The organism is Nocardia sp. NPDC051030, assembly GCF_040683015.1.
GTDB lineage: Bacteria > Actinomycetota > Actinomycetes > Mycobacteriales > Mycobacteriaceae > Nocardia.
In genome coordinates, this window is record NZ_JBFBCD010000003.1 from 598,370 (window position 1) to 618,090 (window position 19,721).

The 19,721-nt window shown below is 65.7% G+C and carries 18 protein-coding genes; 14 read left to right on the top strand and 4 right to left on the bottom strand.

Annotation, left to right across the window (positions count from 1 at the left end; genetic code table 11):
- Positions 1-123: 123 nt before the first annotated feature.
- Positions 124-729: an AAA family ATPase gene (locus AB0N05_RS12100; RefSeq protein ID WP_364691354.1), complete on the top strand. Its 606-nt coding sequence runs from the start codon at positions 124-126 to the stop codon at positions 727-729.
- 60 nt (positions 730-789) lie between these two features.
- On the top strand, positions 790-1,332 hold the full coding sequence (locus tag AB0N05_RS12105) for a DinB family protein (protein WP_364691357.1): 543 nt from the start codon (positions 790-792) through the stop codon (positions 1,330-1,332).
- Positions 1,333-1,391: 59 nt separating this feature from the next.
- Here the strand turns inward: AB0N05_RS12105 and AB0N05_RS12110 are convergent, their stop codons facing one another.
- Entirely contained in the window at positions 1,392-2,216 is an 825-nt protein-coding gene (locus AB0N05_RS12110; RefSeq protein WP_364691359.1) for an enoyl-CoA hydratase-related protein, read from the bottom strand.
- A gap of 130 nt (positions 2,217-2,346) precedes the next feature.
- The gene (locus AB0N05_RS12115; protein ID WP_364691362.1) at positions 2,347-3,897 is read right to left on the bottom strand and encodes a DEAD/DEAH box helicase; all 1,551 of its coding nucleotides are present in this window, start codon (positions 3,895-3,897) and stop codon (positions 2,347-2,349) included.
- Positions 3,898-4,314: 417 nt separating this feature from the next.
- Between AB0N05_RS12115 and AB0N05_RS12120 the strand changes: the two genes are divergently transcribed.
- The gene (locus AB0N05_RS12120; RefSeq protein WP_364691365.1) at positions 4,315-4,716 is read left to right on the top strand and encodes a hypothetical protein; all 402 of its coding nucleotides are present in this window, start codon (positions 4,315-4,317) and stop codon (positions 4,714-4,716) included.
- A 45-nt stretch (positions 4,717-4,761) separates the two neighbouring features.
- Here the strand turns inward: AB0N05_RS12120 and AB0N05_RS12125 are convergent, their stop codons facing one another.
- Complete coding sequence (locus tag AB0N05_RS12125; protein WP_364691368.1) at positions 4,762-5,343, bottom strand: helix-turn-helix domain-containing protein; 582 nt, start codon at positions 5,341-5,343, stop codon at positions 4,762-4,764.
- A gap of 92 nt (positions 5,344-5,435) precedes the next feature.
- On the opposite strand from AB0N05_RS12125, the gene AB0N05_RS12130 reads away from it, so the two are divergent.
- The 4 genes from AB0N05_RS12130 to AB0N05_RS12145 are packed head-to-tail and all read left to right on the top strand — an operon-like array spanning position 5,436 to position 9,500.
- Positions 5,436-6,647: a pyridoxal phosphate-dependent aminotransferase gene (locus AB0N05_RS12130; RefSeq protein ID WP_364691371.1), complete on the top strand. Its 1,212-nt coding sequence runs from the start codon at positions 5,436-5,438 to the stop codon at positions 6,645-6,647.
- A 57-nt stretch (positions 6,648-6,704) separates the two neighbouring features.
- Entirely contained in the window at positions 6,705-7,349 is a 645-nt protein-coding gene (locus AB0N05_RS12135; RefSeq protein WP_364691374.1) for a TetR/AcrR family transcriptional regulator, read from the top strand.
- Positions 7,350-7,359: 10 nt separating this feature from the next.
- Positions 7,360-8,043: a VC0807 family protein gene (locus AB0N05_RS12140; RefSeq protein WP_364691377.1), complete on the top strand. Its 684-nt coding sequence runs from the start codon at positions 7,360-7,362 to the stop codon at positions 8,041-8,043.
- A 17-nt stretch (positions 8,044-8,060) separates the two neighbouring features.
- Entirely contained in the window at positions 8,061-9,500 is a 1,440-nt protein-coding gene (locus tag AB0N05_RS12145) for an FAD-dependent monooxygenase (protein WP_364691380.1), read from the top strand.
- Here the strand turns inward: AB0N05_RS12145 and AB0N05_RS12150 are convergent.
- Positions 9,413-10,000 (bottom strand): PadR family transcriptional regulator, encoded by a 588-nt coding sequence (locus tag AB0N05_RS12150; RefSeq protein WP_364691383.1) that lies wholly within the window; start codon positions 9,998-10,000, stop codon positions 9,413-9,415. The two genes, AB0N05_RS12145 and AB0N05_RS12150, sit on opposite strands and share 88 nt — an antisense overlap.
- A gap of 101 nt (positions 10,001-10,101) precedes the next feature.
- Here AB0N05_RS12150 and AB0N05_RS12155 point away from each other — a divergent pair, with 101 nt between their 5' ends.
- From AB0N05_RS12155 to AB0N05_RS12185, 7 genes are all read left to right on the top strand, one after another.
- On the top strand, positions 10,102-10,680 hold the full coding sequence (locus tag AB0N05_RS12155) for a hypothetical protein (protein ID WP_364691386.1): 579 nt from the start codon (positions 10,102-10,104) through the stop codon (positions 10,678-10,680).
- 27 nt (positions 10,681-10,707) lie between these two features.
- Positions 10,708-12,006, top strand: coding sequence for a carotenoid oxygenase family protein (locus AB0N05_RS12160; protein WP_364691389.1), 1,299 nt, complete (start codon positions 10,708-10,710; stop codon positions 12,004-12,006).
- 126 nt (positions 12,007-12,132) lie between these two features.
- Positions 12,133-15,795 (top strand): nitrate reductase subunit alpha, encoded by a 3,663-nt coding sequence (locus tag AB0N05_RS12165; RefSeq protein WP_364691392.1) that lies wholly within the window; start codon positions 12,133-12,135, stop codon positions 15,793-15,795.
- Between the two features lie 31 nt (positions 15,796-15,826).
- A complete protein-coding gene (narH, locus tag AB0N05_RS12170) occupies positions 15,827-17,416 on the top strand; it encodes a nitrate reductase subunit beta (protein WP_364691395.1) in 1,590 nt (529 codons plus the stop codon).
- The gene (gene narJ, locus AB0N05_RS12175) at positions 17,416-18,018 is read left to right on the top strand and encodes a nitrate reductase molybdenum cofactor assembly chaperone (protein ID WP_364691398.1); all 603 of its coding nucleotides are present in this window, start codon (positions 17,416-17,418) and stop codon (positions 18,016-18,018) included. Before narH ends, narJ begins: the two co-directional genes overlap by 1 nt.
- Positions 18,018-18,743, top strand: coding sequence for a respiratory nitrate reductase subunit gamma (gene narI, locus AB0N05_RS12180; protein ID WP_364691401.1), 726 nt, complete (start codon positions 18,018-18,020; stop codon positions 18,741-18,743). The genes narJ and narI overlap by 1 nt, the downstream gene beginning before the upstream one ends.
- Before the next feature lie 21 nt (positions 18,744-18,764).
- Complete coding sequence (locus AB0N05_RS12185) at positions 18,765-19,700, top strand: tellurite resistance/C4-dicarboxylate transporter family protein (protein ID WP_364691404.1); 936 nt, start codon at positions 18,765-18,767, stop codon at positions 19,698-19,700.
- Positions 19,701-19,721: the final 21 nt, after the last annotated feature.

The following is a 19,721-nucleotide window of genomic DNA, read 5'->3' on the forward strand; positions in this document are numbered from 1 at the left end:
CCGTTTGTGGCTAGGCGAACGGCCCCTGTGGCTGATCGGCCGCAGTAAGCACGCCACCATGGCAGCCTCGCCGGTCGCACGGAGAATCTGTGGTGTGCTGTGTGCCGACGAGAGGGGTGCGGATTGCGGGATATCTACTGGATCGGCGGCGGGAGCGGGGCAGGCAAGTCGACCATCGCCGCGCGGATCGCGAAAGAGCATGGCCTACGGACGTATTCGACCGACGACGTCATGTCCGAGCACGCGCGGCGCTGCACACCCGAGGACGCGCCATATCTGCACGAATTCCTGGCAATGAGCATGGACGAGCGCTGGGTGCGCAGGTCCCCAGAGACAATGCTCGAGACATTCCACTGGTTCCGCGGCGAGGGATTCGGCCTGATCGTCGAGGATCTGCTGCGGATGGGCACCGACGGCGGCGTGATCGTCGAGGGCTTCCGCCTCCTGCCCCACCTGGTCGCACCCTTGGTGTCCGACTCCCGCGGCGCCGTCTGGCTCTTACCCACGCCCGAGTTCCGGCAGGCCGCATTCGATCTGCGAGGTTGGGACATTCCGAGCCGGACCGGTGATCCGGAAGCGGCTCGGCGCAACCTGCTCGAACGGGATCGAATGTTCACCGACCGCCTCGAGACGGACACGCGACGACTCGGACTCCCCGTCATTGAGGTAGATACCCCAATGGACGAGGACGAGCTACTCGAGCGCGTGTGCCACTCGCTCAAACTCTGAACGCGAGCGCGCGACAATCGTCGTATGAGCGTTTCGCGGCGCTCGAATCGAGGTGCAGTCATGTCACAGCCGAACGTCGATCGCGACGGTCTCGCCGCAGACCTGGAGCGAGCGAGGGCCGACTTCCATCACCTGCTCGATACCACCGGCATCGGCGAGTGGGGAACCCCGACGAACGGGACCCGGTGGACCAACGAAGAGTTGTTGTTCCACATGGTGTTCGGCTACATGATCGTTCAGAAGCTCCTGATCCTCGTACGGGTATTCGGCCGCCTACCGGCGGGCGCGAGCCGCGCGAACGCACGAATACTGAACGCGGTGACCGGTCCGTTCGACGTGATCAACTTCTACGGCTCCCGCCTGGCGGCACGCATATACAACCGGCACCGGATGGGCGCAAAGATGGACCGAGTAATCGCCTCGTTGCAGCGTTCCCTGCGGCGGGAAGCCACAGCCGCGTTCACGCGCGAGATGAACTACCCGAGCCGCTGGGATCCGTACTTCCAGGGATCCATGTCCCTCGCGGACCTGTACCGGTACCCGGGCCAGCACTACGACCACCACCGAAAACAGCTGACCGTCACCGGTGTCCACGAACAATAAACCGGCTCGCCGTCACCTTTGCCGGTGACGAATGGGCAGCATGCCGAGGTGCTCGAGTTTCAGGTGAGGTCGGGGAGGTCGGTGGTGATGCGGCCGGGGAAGTGGGGTGGGCGCTTTTCGAGGAAGGAGGCTATGCCTTCGCGGAGGTCGGGGCTGGTTAGGGCGCCGGCTATGAGTTTTTTGTCGAGGGCGAAGGCGGCTTCGGGGGTGGGGGCGCCGGACATGGTGATGAGGGAGCGGCGGATGGCGGCTGCGGAGACCGGGGCTACGTAGGTGGCTAGCTCGTGGGCTAGTTCGTATGCGGCGGGGAGTAATTCGGCGGGGGAGTGAAGGCTGGTGACCAGGCCTGCGGCGAGGGCTTCGTCGGCGTCGAAGAGGCGGCCGCTGATCATCCATTCCTTGGCTTTGGCCAGGCCGACAATGCGGGGGAGGAACCAGAGGGAGCCGCCCTCGGGGAAGAGGCCGCGGCGGGCGAAGACGAAGCCGAATCGGGAATCGGTTGCGGCCAAGCGGAAGTCGGCGGCGAGGGTCATGGTGATGCCGACGCCGACGGCCGCACCATGAATGGCGGCGATGACCGGTTTGTTCAGATTGGTCATGGGCCGGACCACTCGGGTCGCCGGTTCGACCCAGTCGGGATCGGTGGCGTCGTCCATGCCTTCGTCATCGGCCATATCCATGCCGACGCAGAAATGCTGTCCGGCACCGGCGAGGACGACGACTCGTATGTCGTCGTCCCCGTCGGCGGCGAGCAGGGCCGCGCCGAGTTCGTTCGCCATGCGCGTGGTGAATCCGTTCCGCGCGTGCGGGCGGTTCAGCAGGATCGTGGCGATCGGACCGTCAACGGTGTATTCGATTGTGGTGTAACCGGTTTCGGAAGTCATCGCCTGGCCGTGCACCCTCTGTTGAGCCGAGGGGCGGTGACCCCTCGGCGAGAAGATTGTGCACAGACAGTCTCACTGTCATTGACGGTGTGTCAATAACGGCGTTCGGTGATGCTTTATGCGGTGTGGCTCAGCCGCGACGGCGACGGTCGCCGCCACCGGTGCGGGAGAAGCCGGAGATGCCGCCGGTGCTGCCCGCGGGAGCCGCGCCACGGCCATTGCCGCGTGCGCCACCGCTGCGCGGAGCGGCCTGGCCGCTACCGGCGGGACGCTGACGACGGGTGGACTCACCGGCGGTCGAGCCCCCGGCCGCACGAGCCGAGCCCGCGCCGGTGCGAGCCGCACCACCCGTGCGCTCGGACCGGGCGCCGCGCGACTGTCCCTGCGCCGCATTGCCATTGCGGCGGTCGCCGCCATTGCCGCCGCCATTGCCGCCACGACGCGGAGCGCCGCCGCCACGACGGGCTTCGTCGCGGACGGGCTCGACGGCCCGCATGGTGATCAGCGCGGCCACGGTGCCGACCAGCTTGGCGACCGCGGGCGAATCGGCGGTCACGCGCTGCGGCGTGACGTCGATCTTGGCCTTGCGCATGAGGGCCGCGAGGTCCCGGCGCTGATCGGGCAGCACGAGGGTGACCACGTCACCCGCATTGCCCGCACGCGCGGTGCGGCCCGAACGGTGCAGGTACGCCTTGTGTTCGGCGGGCGGATCCACGTGCACGACGAGCTCGACGTCATCGACGTGCACACCGCGAGCGGCCACGTCGGTGGCGACCAGGACCTTGGCATCGCCCGCCGCGAAGGTGGCGAGGTTGCGGTCGCGGGCGGCCTGGGCCAGGTTGCCGTGCAGGTCGACGGCCGGAATGCCGGACACGGTCAGCTGCTTGGCGAGCTTGCGGGCCTGATGCTTGGTGCGGGTGAACAGGATTCGCCGTCCGGTGCCGGAGGCGAGCTTCTGAATGATATCGCGCTTGGCGTCCGCACCGGCCGTCTCGAAGACGTGGTGGGTCATGGCCGCGACGGGCGAGTTCGCCTCATCGACGGAGTGCAGGACCGCCTTCGGCAGGAAGCGGTTGACCAGCTTGTTCACGCCATTGTCGAGGGTGGCGGAGAACAGCAGGCGCTGCCCGTGTGCCGGGGTGGCCGCGAGAATCCGGGTCACGCCGGGCAGGAAGCCGAGGTCGGCCATGTGGTCGGCCTCGTCGATGACGGTGATCTCGACGGCGTCGAGGCTGATCAGCCCCTGCTTCATCAGATCCTCGAGGCGACCCGGGCAGGCGACGACAATATCGACACCGGCCCGCAGCGCCCGGACCTGCCGGTTCTGCGGCACGCCGCCGAAGATGGTGGTGATGGTCATGCGGTAGGCCGCGGCCAGGGGCTCCATGGCCGTCGCGATCTGGGTGGCCAGCTCGCGGGTCGGTGCCAGCACCAGCCCGACCGGGCGATTCGCGGCCCGCTTACCGGCGAGACCGCCGCCGAGGCGGTCGATCATGGGAATGGAGAAGGCCAGGGTCTTACCGCTGCCGGTCTTGCCGCGGCCGAGCACGTCACGGCCCGCGAGGGAATCAGGCAGGGTGTCGGCCTGAATGGGGAAGGGATCATTGATCCCGGCACGCTCGAGGGCCTTCACGAGAGGTTCGTGCACGCCGAGCATGGCAAAGGAAGGAGTGGAAGTCATGAGTGTTGCAGTGCCTTTCGGGCATCGGGTGGTGCCCGAGCCGTCTGCGGACAACGAGTCCGCGCCGGGGGCACGATTGGCGAGATTGCCGATGGGCAAAATCGATCGCCGTAAGAAGAGCGTTGCCACGCAGCGGGAGGCTGGGTCGCGCAGTGATTGCGATCTACGACGCTTGGCATGATCGAGTCACACCATGATCAACAATAGCCCAGAGTGAGCTGTTGTGTCCGCCGAGCAGTCTAGCCCACACCGGCAACCCCTCCCGCCGCTGCCCTCGCGACGCGCCAACCTGACCGGTTCTCCCACGCCCGGCGGCCCGCTCGTTGGACCATGGAGATCAGCGGTGAGATCAACACCGCGCATGTTTCCCATTGTGTTCCGCGATTCATCCCCGCCACACAGGAGGAACGACATCTCATGAACACCCATTCCCGCCGCTCCGCTTGCACCGCAATGCTTTTCGCAGCCACGAGCGCGACCTTGGTCCTGGCCGCGGCCCCCGCTTTCGCCGCGAACGCCGTCAATATCAATGGCGTCGGACCGAGCTCCGTCGAGATCGATTACACCTGCGACGCCTCCGCCGGAGTCACCAGCATTCAGGCAATGCTGGGCAAAACCACGGCCGAGGCCCCCGCCGCGACCGGCACCCAAACCGCGGTCACATGTGACGGAAGTCAACATGACACCACCGTCGCTCTGACCCCCGCCCCGGGCGAATCCCCCCTCCAGTCCGGTGATGCCGCCCAAATCCGAGTCGCCCTGATCGATCGGAACGAGGTCGTCGTCTTCGGCTCGGCCAAGGCCTTCACCGTGCAGTGAGAACCCGCGTGGGTTTTCGCCGGGCTGGCTGACGCGACGACCTCGTCAGGCAGCGGAGTCCTTCATGACCTCCCCGAGAGACCGCGCGCCCGTGGCTATATCGGTGGCCTCGGCGAGCGTCAGCTCGAGGTCGAGATCCGGGGAGGTGGCGGTTCCGTCGTGGTGGGTGATGCCCGCGGCGGTGATGACGTAGTGGAATACGGTGTCGCCGATGCGGATCGAGGCGGTGCCCTCGGGGAGGAGTTCGGCGACGGCGCGGCCGAGGGGGAGGGCGAACCAATGCGCGCGGACGGCGTCGGTGGCGCGGCGCCCGTCGAGAAGTGTTGTGCCCCACACCGATAGGGAGTCGAGTACCGGGCGCAGGCTGGTGCCGAACGGCGTGAGTTCGTAGACCGCGGTGGCGGTGCGCGGGCCGACCTTGCGGCGGGTGAGGATGCCGTCGCGTTCGAGATCCTTCAGGCGGGTGGCCAGGACATCGGTGCTGATGCCGGGGAGGTCGGCGAACAGGTCGCTGTATCGGCGTGGACCCGAACTCAATTCGCGGACCACCAGGAGGTTCCACCGGTCCCCGATGACATCGAGGGCGCGGCTGACGGCACAGTAGTGGTCGTAGCTTCGGCGTGGCACATGCCCACTGTAGCCAATCGCTTGGAAATTCCAAGTGCAAACTTGGTATTTCCAAGTAGAGTAGTCGGCAGTCGCACGGAGAAGGGACGTTCATGCAGGTCAAGCAGTCGAGCAAGCTCGCCGGGGTGTCGTATGAAATCCGGGGACCGGTGGCCGAACAGGCGGCCCGGCTCGAAGCCGAGGGTCACCACGTGGTGAAGCTGAACACCGGCAACCCGCTCACGTTCGGCTTCGAAGCTCCGCCGGAGATCCTGCAGGACATTGTCCGCAATCTGCCGAACTCGAGTGGCTACTCCTCGTCCAAGGGCCTGCTCTCGGCCCGGCGCGCGGTGGTGCAGTACTACGAGACGCTGGGTCTCAATGACATTGACGTCGAGCAGGTGTTCCTCGGCAACGGCGTCTCCGAGCTGATCATGATGGCCATGACCGCGCTGCTGGAGAACGGCGACGAGGTCCTGGTCCCCGCGCCGGACTTCCCGCTCTGGACCGCGGCCACCGCGCTCAATGGCGGTCGGCCCGTGCACTACATCTGCGACGAGGGCGCGGACTGGTATCCCGATGTGGCCGATATCGAATCGAAGATCACCGACCGCACCCGCGCGATCGTCCTGATCAACCCGAACAATCCCACCGGCGCGGTATACCCGGCGGAGGTCGTGCGCGAGATCCTCGAGGTCGCGCGCCGCCACAATCTGGTGGTCTTCTCCGATGAGATCTACGACAAAATCCTCTACGACGAGGCCACCCACACCGCCACCGCCACCCTGGCTCCCGACCTGCTGGTCCTGACCTTCTCCGGCCTGTCGAAGTCCTACCGCTGCGCGGGATTCCGCTCCGGCTGGCTGGTGGTCTCGGGCCCGACCCAGCACGCCGAGAGCTACCTGGAAGGCCTGACCATGCTCGCGGGCCTGCGCCTGTGCGCGAATGTGCCTGCCCAGCAGGCGATTCAGGCCGCGCTCGGCGGGCATCAGAGCATCTACGGCCTCACCCTGCCCGGCGGCCGCCTGCGTGAGCAGCGCGACCGCGCGTGGGAGGCGCTCAATGCCATCCCCGGCATATCTTGCGTGAAGCCCAAGGGTGCGCTCTATGCCTTCCCCAAGATCGACCTGGACATGTACTCGATCCGCGATGACGAGCAGTTCGTCCTGGATCTGCTGCTGCAGGAGAAGATCCACATCGTGCAGGGCACCGGCTTCAATTGGCCGCGCCCGGACCACTTCCGGATCGTCACCCTCCCGCATGCCGATGATCTCGAGGCGATCATCGAGCGCATCGGCCGGTTCCTGGCGACCTACCGCCAATAATCTGCTCGTTTGAGCAAAGTCTTGTCTGCATGAGCAAAGCGGCGTACCGTTTTGCTCATGCAAGCAAAGAATAGTCCGGACAAGCAAAAAGAACGGACGTTCATCGAATCCGCCCGGCGCGCGCAGATCGTGGCCGCGGCCATCGAGGTCATCGCCGACCAGGGCTACGGCAATGCGTCCTTCGCCAAGATCGCCAAGCAGGCCGGGCTGAGCAGCACCGGCATGATCTCCTACCACTTCAAGGGCAAAGACGATCTGATCCGTGAGGTCGTCGCCGAGTTCATGCGCCTGACCGCCGTGCACCTCACCGGCAAAATGGATGCCGAGACCACCATGGCCGGTCGGCTGCGCACCTACATCACCGCCCGCATCGCCATGCTCGACGAGTATCCGAAGCATTTCCTCGCCGTGCTCGAGATCGTCAGCGCGGTCCGCGCCGAGGATCCCGAACTGCGTGGCCTGACGCCCGGCATGGCCTACTTCTTCTCGGTCCAGGAAGAACGCTTCCGAGAAGGCCAGCGCGCCGGGGAGTTTCGCGAATTCGACCCCAAGATCATGGTTCTGGCACTGCACGGAGCCATCAATGAAGCCACCGCCCGCGCCGCCGTCGACCCCGATTTCGACAGTGCGGTGTGCGGACGGGAACTGGCCGATCTGTTCGAGGCGGCCACTCGCAAAGACGGTATGAGTCATGACAACTGAAGAGAAGACAATGAGCGAAGAACCGACCGATATCATTCCGGCGCAGTCTCTCGACCAGCCGACGGAGAAGCAGAAGTCCGCCGCCGCGCGAAAGCATTTGGCGCGCCAGCTCATTCTCGAGCTGGGGCTGCCGCTGGCCGGATACTACGGCCTGCATGCCGCCGGATTCAGCCAGTGGATATCGCTGCTCGGCGCGGGCCTGCTCGCCACCCCGGCCGTCGTATACACCGTCGTGAAGCAGCGCAAGGTCGATCTCATGGTGCTGTTCTCGCTGAGCATCGTGGTGCTGGGCGCATTGATGTCCCTGGTCACCGGCGATCCGAGAGTGCTTCTGGTCCGCGATAGTTGGCTTTTCGGGGCGCTCGGTCTGTGGGTGCTCGGTACGCTGGCAACCAGCAAGCCGTTCATGCTCGTGGCCTCCCGCGCGATCGTGACCGCCAAGATCGGCGCGGAGGGCGCTCGCCAATACGAGGCGCGCTGGGATGCTCAGCCCGAATTCCGCAGGGGCCTCAGGGTTCTCACGGCGGTGTGGGGGATGGGATTCGCGCTCGACGCCGTGGTGCGGGTCGCGCTGGCCTACACGCTGCCGATCGACTTGGTGCCGCTGGTCAGCACGCTCCAGTGGCTGGTGGTGCTGGGCGGGCTGTTCGCCTTCCATATCCGCTACATCGCCGCCCACGACCTGAAGGTGTGAAACGTAAGGGGGCACAAGTGAATACATTCGACGCCGAGGTGATCATCGCGGGTGCGGGCCCGACCGGGCTGGCGCTGGCCAATGAACTGGGACTGGCCGGGGTGCGGGTGATCGTGCTGGAACGGCTGGCGGAGCGCGGAATACAGTCCAGGGCGCTGAATCTGCAGCCGCGGACGGCGGAACTACTGGATGCGCGCGGCTGGCTCGAACCCATCGCGGATCAGGCCGTCACCAATATCCCCGGCGGTCACTTCTCCGGAATACGTTTGGATTACGAGGTTTTCGGCACGCGGTTCCCCTATCAGGTCGGGATCCCGCAGGCCCGGGTCGAAGGGTATCTGGAAGCGCATCTCGCCGAGTTCGGGATTCCCGTGCTCCGCGGATCGGAGCTGACCGGATTCATCCAGGACGACGACGGTGTCGGCGTGGTCGTCAAAGGTCCCGATGGCGAGCGCACATTGCGGGCGGCGTACCTGATCGGCGCGGACGGCGGTCGCAGCTTTGTCCGCAAGGAACTGGGCGTGGCGTTCCCCGGCCGCGACGGCCGGGTCTCGATGGTCGTCGCCGACGTGCTGCTCGACGACGATCCAGCACTGCCCACGCAATGGCGGCTGCCCAACTTCAATCTCGATCGGGGCGGGGGGATCGGCTTCGTGATCCCGCTCGGCGACGGTGTCTTCCGGATTCTGTTCGGCGGCCCGGAGCAGCAGGGCCTCGGCCGCGACGAGCCGGTCACCGAAGCGGAGGTGCGTGTCGCATTGCAGCGCAGGGAAACGGCATTGACCTTGCGGTCGATCCGGTCCGCCTCGCGCTTCGCCGACGCCGCCCGGCAGGCCGAGGCGTATCGCACCGGCCGGGTACTGCTGGCCGGGGACGCCGCGCACGTTCATCTCCCCGCGGGCGGCCAGGGCCTGAATCTCGGTGTGCAGGATGCCTTCAACCTGGGCTGGAAGCTGGCGGCCACGATCGGGGGCTGGGCCCCGGACGGACTGCTCGACACTTATCACTCCGAGCGTCACCCCGTCGGAGCCCGCGTGCTCCACAACACCAGGGCGCAAGGCGTTCTCATGTCGCCGGACGAGGATGTTCGTGCCCTGCGCGCCATAGTCGCTGATCTGATCGCGACTCCGGACGGCAACCGCCACATCGCGGGCATGATCTCCGGATTGGATATCACCTACGACATGCCGGGCTCGCCGCCGCACGCCTTGCTCGGCGCCCGGCTGGACATCGAGCTGCGCGCGGGTCGGGGCGTCCTGCTCTACCCGCGCACCGAGCCCGAACTCGCCAAGCTGGCGGACCGCTGGTCGGGTCGAGTGGAACACCGCGAATCCGGTGAGGCCGATGCGATCCTCGTGCGCCCCGACGGTTACGTCTGTTTCGCGGGTTCGCCGGATCCGGAATCGGTGGAGTCCGCGCTGATTCGCTGGTTCGGCGCATCGGACGCGGGCAGCTGAGCGATCGCCCACTCGGCCCACTCCCGATTCATGGCATAGAAGCGTTCGCCCCACTCCATGGCGATGCGGCCGTAGTGGGAGAGATTGGTGTCGTCCCAGTCGATGGATGCCTCGAGTGCGACCAGATCGGAGTGGGCTCCGGCGGCACCGGCTCCGATGGCGGACAGATAGTCGCGGGCGTTCGAGGTCGGCACCATGCCGAGGAAGAAGACGCGGAGCAGCATTTCATTGCGCGCCACGCGTTTCGGCTTCGTGGTGATCAGCCAGGTGCGCAGATCGTCGATGCCCGCCTGGCTGATCGTGTATTCCTTGCGGCCGCGCGGGCCTTCGTCGGAGACGGCGATGAGCCCGGCGTCCGCGAGCTTGGTGAGCTCGGTATAGATCTGGCTCTGGGTTGCGGGCCAGACATTGGAGAGCGATCCTTTGAAGCGTTGCAGCAGGTCGTAGCCACTGGCCGGTTCGTCCGACAGCAATCCGAGCAACGCGTACCTCAGGCTCATAAAAATCACCTTACATTCTACTATTGACATGTGGAAGCAGGAGCTTCAGACTTTGACATGTCAGAACTGGAATGTCGTGCTCGTCAAGGAGCTTCTGCAAGATGACCTACCTCCGCGCCTTCGCCCCCTGGATCGTCTTCGCGGTGATCCCGTCCGAGTACTGGCAGTGGTCCGCCCTGATCGCGCTCGGCATCTCGATCGCCAGCATTGCCCAGCAGACCCGGGCCGGACGCCGCCTGGACGCGCAGATCATCGATCTCGGTTCCGCCATATTCTTCGCCGCGCTCACGGTGGTGGCCTTCTCGAATCCGGACAGCTCGTTGCATGCGTACACCCCCGCCGCGGCCAACGCGGTGCTTGCGCTCATTGCCGGGATATCCCTCGCGGTGCGAGTGCCTTTCACGCTGCCCATCGCGAAACAGACCACGCCGCAGGAGATCTGGGATCAGCCCCTGTTCATTCGCACCGCGTATGTCCTAACCTCGGTATGGACCGCGAGCTTCGCCATCGGCGCGGTCCTGCTCGCGATCCTGGCGCACTCCGATACGCCGCGCACCATCGTGCAGGTCCTGGCCTTCGTCATCCCGGTGGTCTTCACCATCCGCTATGTCGCCTACGTCCAGGCCAAGGCGCAAGGGCTCGCCGAGAACGCGGGCGGCTCCCCGGATCAGACTGCATAACGCTTCGCTAGAGACAAGGTTCGGACCATGACCGTCCCCCACCTCACCGGTAACTACGCACCGGTCACCGAAGAAGTCACCGCCTACGAATTGCCTTGCACCGGACAGATTCCCGCCGAGCTCACCGGCTGGTACCTGCGCAATGGCCCCAATCCGCACGCCGCCGCCTCCAAGCACTGGTTCCTCGGCGACGGCATGGTGCACGGCGTACGCATCGAGAACGGCCGCGCCGTCTCGTACCGCAATCGCTGGGTGCGCACCAGCACGTTCACAGACGGCGCCCGCGGCCGAAACGACCGCGGTGAGCGCGATCTCGCCGCCGGGGTGGCCAATACCCACATCATCCGGCACGCCGGGCGCACCCTCGCGCTGGTCGAATCCTCCTACCCGTATGAATTGACCTGCGACCTGGACACTCTGGGACCGCACGACTTCGACGGCAAACTCCACACCGCCATGACGGCGCACCCCAAGACCTGCCCCACCACCGGTGAACTGCACTTCTTCGGCTACGACGTGGTCGAGCCCTACCTCACCTACCACCGCGCCAGTGCCACCGGCGATCTCGAAGTCAGCCGCCACATCGACGTGCCCGGCCCCACCATGCACCACGACTTCAACCTCACCGCCGAGCACGTCGTATTCATGGATCTCCCAGTCGTTTTCGACATGGAGATGGCCAAAGCCGGTGGGGGCATGCCCTTCCGCTGGAGCGAGACCTACCAGGCCCGGCTGGGCGTCCTGCGCCGCGACGACCCGCACGGCGATATCCGCTGGTTCTCCATCGAGCCCTGCTATGTCTTCCACGCCCTCAATGCCCATGACGAGCCGGGTCGAATCATCCTGCATGTCATGCGCTATCCCAGCATGTGGCGAGGGCAGTCCGACACATTCGAGGAGGCCACCCTCTGGCGCTGGACCATCGACCTGACCAGTGGTGTCGTTCGCGAAGAGCAGCTCGACGACCGCATTGCCGAATTCCCCCGCATCGACGACCGCCTCGCGGGTCTGGATGCCCAGTTCGGCCACGCCACGGTGTCGGAGCAGGGGGACGGCGCACTCCTCCGCTATGACTTGCACACGGGTTCCAGTACCAGTCACGAATTCGGCCATGGCCGTATCGCCTCCGAAGCCTCCTTCGCGCCCGCGACCGAAACTCCCGGCGGGCCGGGCTACCTCATGACCTACGTCTACAACACCGAGACCGACCTCAGTGACCTGGTCATCCTGAACGCCTCCGACCTGGCCGCCGGACCGGTCGCGACCATTCATCTACCCCAGCGCGTGCCCTACGGCTTCCACGGCAACTGGCTGCCTGACCACTGATCCACTACCACAAATGTGATCCATGTCACTCAATTGATGGCACGATGACCATCGCCCGTCAAATACGCTGCCGAATAGCAAAGTTGTAGCAATTCAGGCACGTCGACCGACGGGTGGGTTGTTCTCATGGCTGAGCCGGATGCGCTGATCCTCCAGACGGGCAAGTACTTTCGCCGTGGCCGGACCGCATCCGATCTGCACAGCGTGACCTATCGGGGTGGGCGCGACGGGGACACCTTCTACCGGGATCGGTGGAGCTACGACAAGATCGTCTACTCGACCCACGGGGTGAACTGCACCGGGTCTTGCCGGTGGAAGGTGTACGTCAAGGACGGGATCATCACCTGGGAAACCCAGGCCACCGACTATCCGTCGGTGGGGCCGGATCGGCCGGAGTACGAGCCCCGGGGATGTCCGCGCGGGGCCTCGTTCTCCTGGTACACGTATTCGCCCACTCGGGTCCGGTATCCCTACATCCGGGGCGTGCTCTTGCAGATGTATCGCGATGCCAAGCGGCGCGTGGTGGATCCGGTGCGGGCTTGGGCGGCGATACAGGACGACCCGCTACTGCGGAGTGAATATCAGGAAGCCCGGGGAAAGGGTGGGCTGGTCCGGGTTTCGTGGGATGAAGCGGTGGAGATCATCGCCGCCGCGCATGTGCACACGATCAAGGCGTACGGGCCGGATCGGGTGGCGGGGTTCTCGCCGATTCCGGCCATGTCCATGGTGTCGCATGCGGCGGGGGCCCGGTTCATGGGGCTGATCGGTGCGCCGATGCTGTCGTTCTACGACTGGTATGCCGACCTGCCGGTGGCTTCGCCGCAGGTGTTCGGCGATCAGACCGATGTGCCGGAATCCGGGGACTGGTGGGACGCCGCCTATTTGATCATGTGGGGGTCGAATGTCCCGGTGACCCGCACGCCCGATGCGCATTGGATGGCGGAGGCGCGGTATCGGGGGCAGAAGGTGGTCGTGGTCGCGCCCGACTATGCCGATAATGCCAAGTTCGCCGATCAGTGGTTGCATCCGCATCCGGGCACCGATGGGGCGCTGGCGCTCGCCATGGGACATGTGATTCTGCGGGAGTGCTTCGTCGATCGGGAGGTGCCGTTCTTCGGCGAGTACGTGCGGCAGTTCACCGATCTGCCGTTCCTGGTGACGCTGGTGGAACGCGAGGGCGGGTTCGTGCCGGGCAAGTTCGTGCGCGCCGCCGACCTCGGTGACACCGAGGAGGGCGCGGAGTGGAAAACCGTTGTGCTGGACGAGAAGACGGGAGCCGCCGCGGTTCCGCAGGGCTCGCTGGGATTTCGGTGGACGGCGTCGGGGGAGGGGAAGTGGAACCTCGATCTGGGTGAGATCGCGCCGCGGCTGTCGCTGCTCGGCGACGGCGAGGGAGTGCCGGTCCTCTTGCCGCGCTTCGACACCGAGGGGGGCGAGCACGGGCAGGGGCGCGGTGCGGTAATTCGGCGCGGGGTGCCCGCTCGGCGTTTGGGTGCGGACGGGCCGCTGGTCACGACCGTGTTCGATCTGCTGCTGGCGCAGTACGGTGTTGCGCGGGACGGGATTCCGGGGGAGTGGCCCTCCTCGTACGAGGATGCGGACGCACCCGGGACTCCGGCGTGGCAGGAGGTGCACACCTCGGTGTCGGCCGCCGCGTGTATTCAGATCGCGCGTGAATTCGCCGCCACTGCGGAGAAATCCCACGGGCGCTGCATGATTCTCATGGGCGCGGGCACCAACCACTGGTTCCACTCCGAGACGATCTATCGCGCCTTCCTCGCGCTCCTGCAATTGACCGGCTGTCAGGGGCGCAATGGCGGTGGCTGGGCACATTACGTCGGTCAGGAGAAAGTGCGACCGTTCACCGGATGGGCGACCCTGGCCTCGGCGAACGACTGGGGGCGCCCGGCCCGGCAGGGCATCGGGGCCGGGCACTGGTTCGTGCACACGGATCAGTGGCGGTACGACGCCTTCACCGCCGACGTGCTGTCCTCGCCGCTGGGCGACGGGCGATTCGAGGGCATGACCGCCATCGACTGCCTGGCGCAGTCGGCCCGGCTGGGCTGGTCGCCGTCGTATCCGACCTTCGATCGCAACCCCCTGGAGCTTGGTGAGGGGGAGGATCCGGTAGGTCGAGCGGTGGAGGAGATCCGTTCCGGGAAACTGAAATTTGCCATCGAAGACCCGGACGCACCGCAGAACTGGCCGCGCGTACTCACCCTGTGGCGGGCGAACCTGCTCGGATCCTCCGCCAAGGGCGCGGAGTACTTCACCAAACATCTGCTGGGCACGCATTCGTCGCTGTCGGCCACCGAGGCTCCGCCCGGCACGCGGCCACGAGACGTGACATGGCGTGCGGACGCACCGGTCGGCAAGCTGGATCTGCTTGTGTCACTGGACTTCCGGATGACGTCCTCGACCCTGCTCTCCGATATCACCCTGCCCGCCGCGACCTGGTACGAGAAGCACGATCTGTCCTCCACGGATATGCACCCGTTCGTGCATTCGTTCTCCCCGGCCGTGGACCCGCCCTGGCAGGCGCGGACCGACTTCGAGGCCTTCCGCCTCATTGCCGAGCGGTTCAGCGAACTGGCCCGCGATCATCTCGGCGTGCGGCGGGACCTGGTGGCCACGGCGATTCAGCACGACACCCCCGGTGAGCTGGCGCAACCCGGTGGGGTGGTGCGGGATTGGCGACTCGGCGAATGCGAGCCGGTGCCGGGCAAGACGATGCCGGTCTTGACCGTGGTGGAACGCGATTACGCCGCCGTCGGCGCGAAGTTCACCGCACTCGGGCCCCTGGCCGAGAAGCTCGGACTGCCGGTCAAGGGCATTGCCTTGCATCCGGATGAGGAAATCGAATACCTGAAGGCGCTCAATGGCATTGTCGGCAGGGGACCGGCGCAGGGCCGCCCGCGACTCGCCACCGCGATACAGGCCGCGAACACGATTCTCGCCCTGTCCGGAACGACCAACGGCCGCTTGGCAACCCAGGGCTTCCACACCCTGGAGAAGCGGGTCGGCAAGCCCATGGCCGAGCTGGCCGCCGAGCATGAGGGCAAACGCATCACCTATGCCGATACCCAGGCCGCCCCGGTTCCCGTGATCACGTCACCGGAGTGGTCCGGCAGTGAATCCGGTGGCCGCCGCTACACCGCGTTCACCCAGAACACCGAGCAGCTCAAGCCGTGGCACACGCTGACCGGCAGGCAGCACTTCTTCCTCGACCACGACTGGATGCACGAACTGGGTGAGGCGCTGCCCGTATACCGGCCGCCCCTGGACATGCACCGGCTGTTCGGCGAGCCGGTGCTCGGTCCTGACGGTTCGACGCAGGTGACCGTGCGTTATCTGACCCCGCACAACAAGTGGTCGATTCACTCCGAGTACCAGGACAACCTGTTCATGCTGTCGCTGTCGCGTGGCGGACAGGTGATCTGGATGTCGCCACAGGACGCCGGTGCGATCGGCGTGCGCGATAACGACTGGATCGAGGCGGTGAACCGCAATGGCGTGGTGGTGGCGCGCGCGATCGTCTCGCACCGGATGCCCGAGGGCACCGTCTACATGAATCACGCCCAGGAACGCACGGTCAATGTGCCGCGCTCGGAAACCAACGGCCGCCGCGGCGGTATCCACAATTCGCTGACCCGGTTGCTGCTCAAACCCACGCATTTGATCGGCGGCTACGCCCAATTGTGCTGGGGATTCAACTATTTCGGGCCGACGGGTAACCAACGCGACGAGGTGACGGTAATCCGTCGCCGCTCGCAGGAGGTGCGGTACTGATGCCGCCGAACGGAGTTTACGGAGTGAGCCGATGAAACCTATGGCACAGCTGGCGATGGTGATGAATCTCGACAAGTGCATCGGCTGTCACACCTGTTCGGTCACCTGCAAACAGACATGGACCAATCGCAGCGGCGTCGAGTACGCCTGGTTCAACAATGTGGAAACCCTTCCCGGGCAGGGCTATCCGCGGCGCTGGTCGGATCAGGAGGAATGGCAAGGCGGCTGGGAGCTTGATCGGCGCGGGCGGCTGAAGCTGAAGGCAGGGGGACGGGTCAAGAAGCTGCTGTCGATCTTCTCCAATCCGGTACTGCCGCTGATCAAGGACTACTACGAGCCCTGGACCTACGACTACCGCACCCTCACCAATGCGCCGCTGGGCGACGACTATCCGGTGGCCGCACCGCGCTCGCTGCTGTCCGGCAAGGCCATGCGGATCGAGTGGAGCGCCAACTGGGACGACAATCTCGGTGGAGCGACCGAGCACGGTGACGAGGACCCCGCCGTGCGCAAGGTCCGCGAAAAAGCCTCGGACAAGGTGCGATTCGAGTTCGAGCAGACATTCATGATGTATCTGCCGCGCATCTGCGAGCACTGCCTCAACCCGGCGTGCGTCGCGTCATGCCCCTCGGGGGCGATCTACAAGCGCGGTGAGGACGGCATCGTCCTCGTCGACCAGGATCGCTGCCGGGGCTGGCGAATGTGCGTCACGGGCTGCCCGTACAAGAAGATCTACTTCAATCACAAGACCGGCAAGGCCGAGAAGTGCACGTTCTGCTATCCCCGCGTCGAAGTCGGGCTGCCGACGGTGTGTTCGGAGACCTGCGTCGGCCGCCTGCGCTACCTGGGAGTTGTGCTTTACGACGCCGACCGGGTCGCCGAAGCCGCCGCCACGTCAAACGACACCGATCTCTACGAAGCGCAATTGGGCGTGTTCCTCGACCCGGAAGACCCTCAGGTGCGCCGTGACGCCGAGCGCGCGGGCATCTCCGCCGAATGGATCGACGCCGCCCGGCGCTCGCCGATTCACGCCTTGATCTGCAAGTACCGGGTCGCGCTGCCGCTGCATCCGGAATTCCGGACCATGCCGATGGTCTGGTACATCCCGCCCCTCTCTCCCGTCGTGGATGCCTTGACCAATACCGGATTCGACGGCGAAGACGCCCATAACCTGTTCGGGGCGATCGACTCGCTCCGCATCCCGGTCGAATACCTGGCCGAACTGTTCACCGCCGGAGACGTGCTCCCGGTGAAGGATTCGCTGGCCCGCCTCGCCGCCATGCGCGCCTATCAACGCAATGTGAATCTCGGTGAACCGCAGGATGATTCGATCGCCGAAATGGTCGGCATGACCGGTGCCGAGCTGGACGAGATGTTCCGCCTGCTGGCCATCGCGAAATACGATGAGCGCTATGTGATTCCGACCGCCGCCGCGGGTGAGGCGCAGCAACTCGAGGAATCGGCCATGCCGGAGGGTTGCAGCCTCGACTACAACGGCGGCCCGGGTATGGGTACTCCCGGACCATTCGGCGACGATTCCGGCCGAAAACTGCTGCCGCTCATGACCGTCGAAAACTTCCACATTCTGCAAAAGCAGCAGACCTCCGACGAGGGGGTGTGATGCGCGCACGCAGTCGACCGGCCTTCTATCAGGCGGCAGCGCACTGTCTGGACTATCCCGACGAGCAGTTCTTCGCCCGGATCACCCTGTTCGCGGCCGGTGCCCCGGCCCTGCGGCCGTTTCTCGAACACGCCGCCACGGTCGGGCAGGCCGAACTCGCCGAGCATTATGTGCACACCTTCGACTTCCACAATCGCCACTGCCTGCACCTGACCTGGTGGCTCGATGGCGACACCCGGCGGCGCGGTCAATCGCTGGTCGGCCTGAAGCAGGCCTACCGGGAACACGGCATGGAGCTGCTGAATGAGGAACTGCCGGACTACCTTCCGGTCGTCCTGGAATTCGTGGCCGCCACCGGCAATCGCGATCTGCTGCTCGAACATCGCCCGGGGCTCGAGCTGCTGCGCCTGGCGCTGAGTGATGTGGACACCCCGTACGCCCAGGTGGTGACGGCCCTGTGCGCCACTCTGCCAGGACCCTCCCCGCGCGATCGCGCCACCGCGCGTGCGCTTGCCCGGTCGGGTCCGCGCACCGAAGACGTCGGCCTGGTTCCCTACGGCCACCTCGACCTGCTGCCCCTGCTCACGTCCGGAGAACGCTGATGCACGTATTCCTGTGGGGCGCACTGCCATACATCACGCTGATCTCGCTGATCGGCGGCCTGTTCTGGCGGCATCGCTACGACAAGTTCGGCTGGACCACCCGCTCCTCGGAGTCCTACGAGTCGAGGTTGCTGAATATCGCCTCGCCGATGTTCCACTACGGCATCCTGTTCGTCTTCGTGGGCCATCTCATGGGCTTGTTCATTCCCGAATCCTGGACCGACGCACTGGGATTGAAGGAACACCAATACCACCTGCTGTCGCTGTTCGGCGGCACCATCGCCGGGGCCCTGGCGATCGTCGGCATCCTCATACTCATCTACCGCCGCCGCACCCGCGCGCCGATCATGCGGGCCACCACCCGCAATGACAAGGTCATGTACATCTTTCTGCTGTCGGCGATCGTCATGGGGTTGTGGGCAAAACTCACGAACTCCACGATCAGCCACGGTTACGACTACCGGACCACCATCGCCCCGTGGGCGCGCGGCATTTTCGTGCTCGATCCGCAGCCTTCGCTCATGGAGGGTGTGCCGCTCACCTTCCAGATCCACGCCGTCATCGGCATGCTGCTCATCGCGCTGGTCCCGTTCACCCGCCTTGTGCACATGTTCAGCGCGCCCGTTCAGTACCTCTTCCGCCCGTACATCGTCTATCGATTCCGCGATCCGAAGCAGTTGGGCGAACGCCGCCCGCGTCCCGGGTGGGAACCGGTCGATCTGTGAACAGCCGATAGGGGATACGTGATGACCGATCGATCATGGCGGGAATTGCCGCCTGCGGCAGGCGCTTTCGTCATGGCGACCGGCATTGTGTCGATCGGTCTGCATCTCGTGAGATGGGAGTTGCTCTCCAGGATCCTGCTGGTGATCGCGGCTGCGGTATGGGTAGTGCTGACAATCGATTTCACGGCTCGGATGCTGTTCGAACGGTCGCGCTGGTTGCAGGAGGCCGAGACCCCGCCCGCATTGACGGCCGTCGCGGCCACCACCGTGCTCGGCACCCGCCTGGCGTTGCTGGGGTGGCAGGACGTGGCGGACATCGCGCTGGTTCTGGCCGTCGTGGTGTGGCCGGGGTTGCTGTTCACGGTGGTCCGGCACTGGAATCGGCGGATGCCGGGCGCGGCCTTCCTGGTCTGTGTCGCGACGCAAGGCCTGGCGGTCCTGTCGGGGACACTGTCGGCGGCTCATTCGAGCAAGGCGCTGGCCATCGCCGCGCTGATCTGGTTCTGCCTGGGCGTGGTCCTGTACGTCGTGGCGTGCACCCACTTCGACTTCCGTCAGATCCGCACCGGAGCGGGCGATCAGTGGGTGGCCACCGGTGCGCTCGCCATTTCGGCCTTGGCCGCCTCGAAACTGCTTGCCACTCACCGGTTCACGGGATGGCTGGACACCGCCCTGCATGCCGCGGTGCTGACTCTTCTGGTGCTCAACTGGGTGATCTACATGGTCCTGCTGATCGCCGAAGTGGTCGAGCCCCGGCCCGGCTACAACATTCGCCGGTGGGCGACCGTCTTCCCGCTCGGCATGACGGCCGTCGCGACGCTGTCCACCGGCACCGTGGTGCATCTGGCACCGCTGTCCGTTGTCGGCCGAGTGCTCTTGGTTGTCGCGGTAGCGGTCTGGCTGCTTACCTGTATGGAATGGCTGGGCACGGTGCAACTCTATTCGAGAGCCCGGTAACTCTGTGATCGAGCCGCGAGG

What these genes read in the sequence shown, in the direction of transcription:
- AB0N05_RS12110 (WP_364691359.1), bottom strand. Translation starts at nt 2,216, where the DNA reads ATGACTTCCGAAACCGGTTACACCACAATCGAATACACCGTTGACGGT.
- AB0N05_RS12115 (WP_364691362.1), bottom strand. Translation starts at nt 3,897, where the DNA reads ATGACTTCCACTCCTTCCTTTGCCATGCTCGGCGTGCACGAACCTCTC.
- narI (WP_364691401.1), top strand. Translation starts at nt 18,018, where the DNA reads ATGCACGTATTCCTGTGGGGCGCACTGCCATACATCACGCTGATCTCG.
- narJ (WP_364691398.1), top strand. Translation starts at nt 17,416, where the DNA reads ATGCGCGCACGCAGTCGACCGGCCTTCTATCAGGCGGCAGCGCACTGT.
- AB0N05_RS12165 (WP_364691392.1), top strand. Translation starts at nt 12,133, where the DNA reads ATGGCTGAGCCGGATGCGCTGATCCTCCAGACGGGCAAGTACTTTCGC.
- narH (WP_364691395.1), top strand. Translation starts at nt 15,827, where the DNA reads ATGAAACCTATGGCACAGCTGGCGATGGTGATGAATCTCGACAAGTGC.
- AB0N05_RS12105 (WP_364691357.1), top strand. Translation starts at nt 790, where the DNA reads ATGTCACAGCCGAACGTCGATCGCGACGGTCTCGCCGCAGACCTGGAG.
- AB0N05_RS12135 (WP_364691374.1), top strand. Translation starts at nt 6,705, where the DNA reads ATGCAAGCAAAGAATAGTCCGGACAAGCAAAAAGAACGGACGTTCATC.
- AB0N05_RS12160 (WP_364691389.1), top strand. Translation starts at nt 10,708, where the DNA reads ATGACCGTCCCCCACCTCACCGGTAACTACGCACCGGTCACCGAAGAA.
- AB0N05_RS12130 (WP_364691371.1), top strand. Translation starts at nt 5,436, where the DNA reads ATGCAGGTCAAGCAGTCGAGCAAGCTCGCCGGGGTGTCGTATGAAATC.
- AB0N05_RS12155 (WP_364691386.1), top strand. Translation starts at nt 10,102, where the DNA reads ATGACCTACCTCCGCGCCTTCGCCCCCTGGATCGTCTTCGCGGTGATC.
- AB0N05_RS12150 (WP_364691383.1), bottom strand. Translation starts at nt 10,000, where the DNA reads ATGAGCCTGAGGTACGCGTTGCTCGGATTGCTGTCGGACGAACCGGCC.
- AB0N05_RS12120 (WP_364691365.1), top strand. Translation starts at nt 4,315, where the DNA reads ATGAACACCCATTCCCGCCGCTCCGCTTGCACCGCAATGCTTTTCGCA.
- AB0N05_RS12185 (WP_364691404.1), top strand. Translation starts at nt 18,765, where the DNA reads ATGACCGATCGATCATGGCGGGAATTGCCGCCTGCGGCAGGCGCTTTC.
- AB0N05_RS12140 (WP_364691377.1), top strand. Translation starts at nt 7,360, where the DNA reads ATGAGCGAAGAACCGACCGATATCATTCCGGCGCAGTCTCTCGACCAG.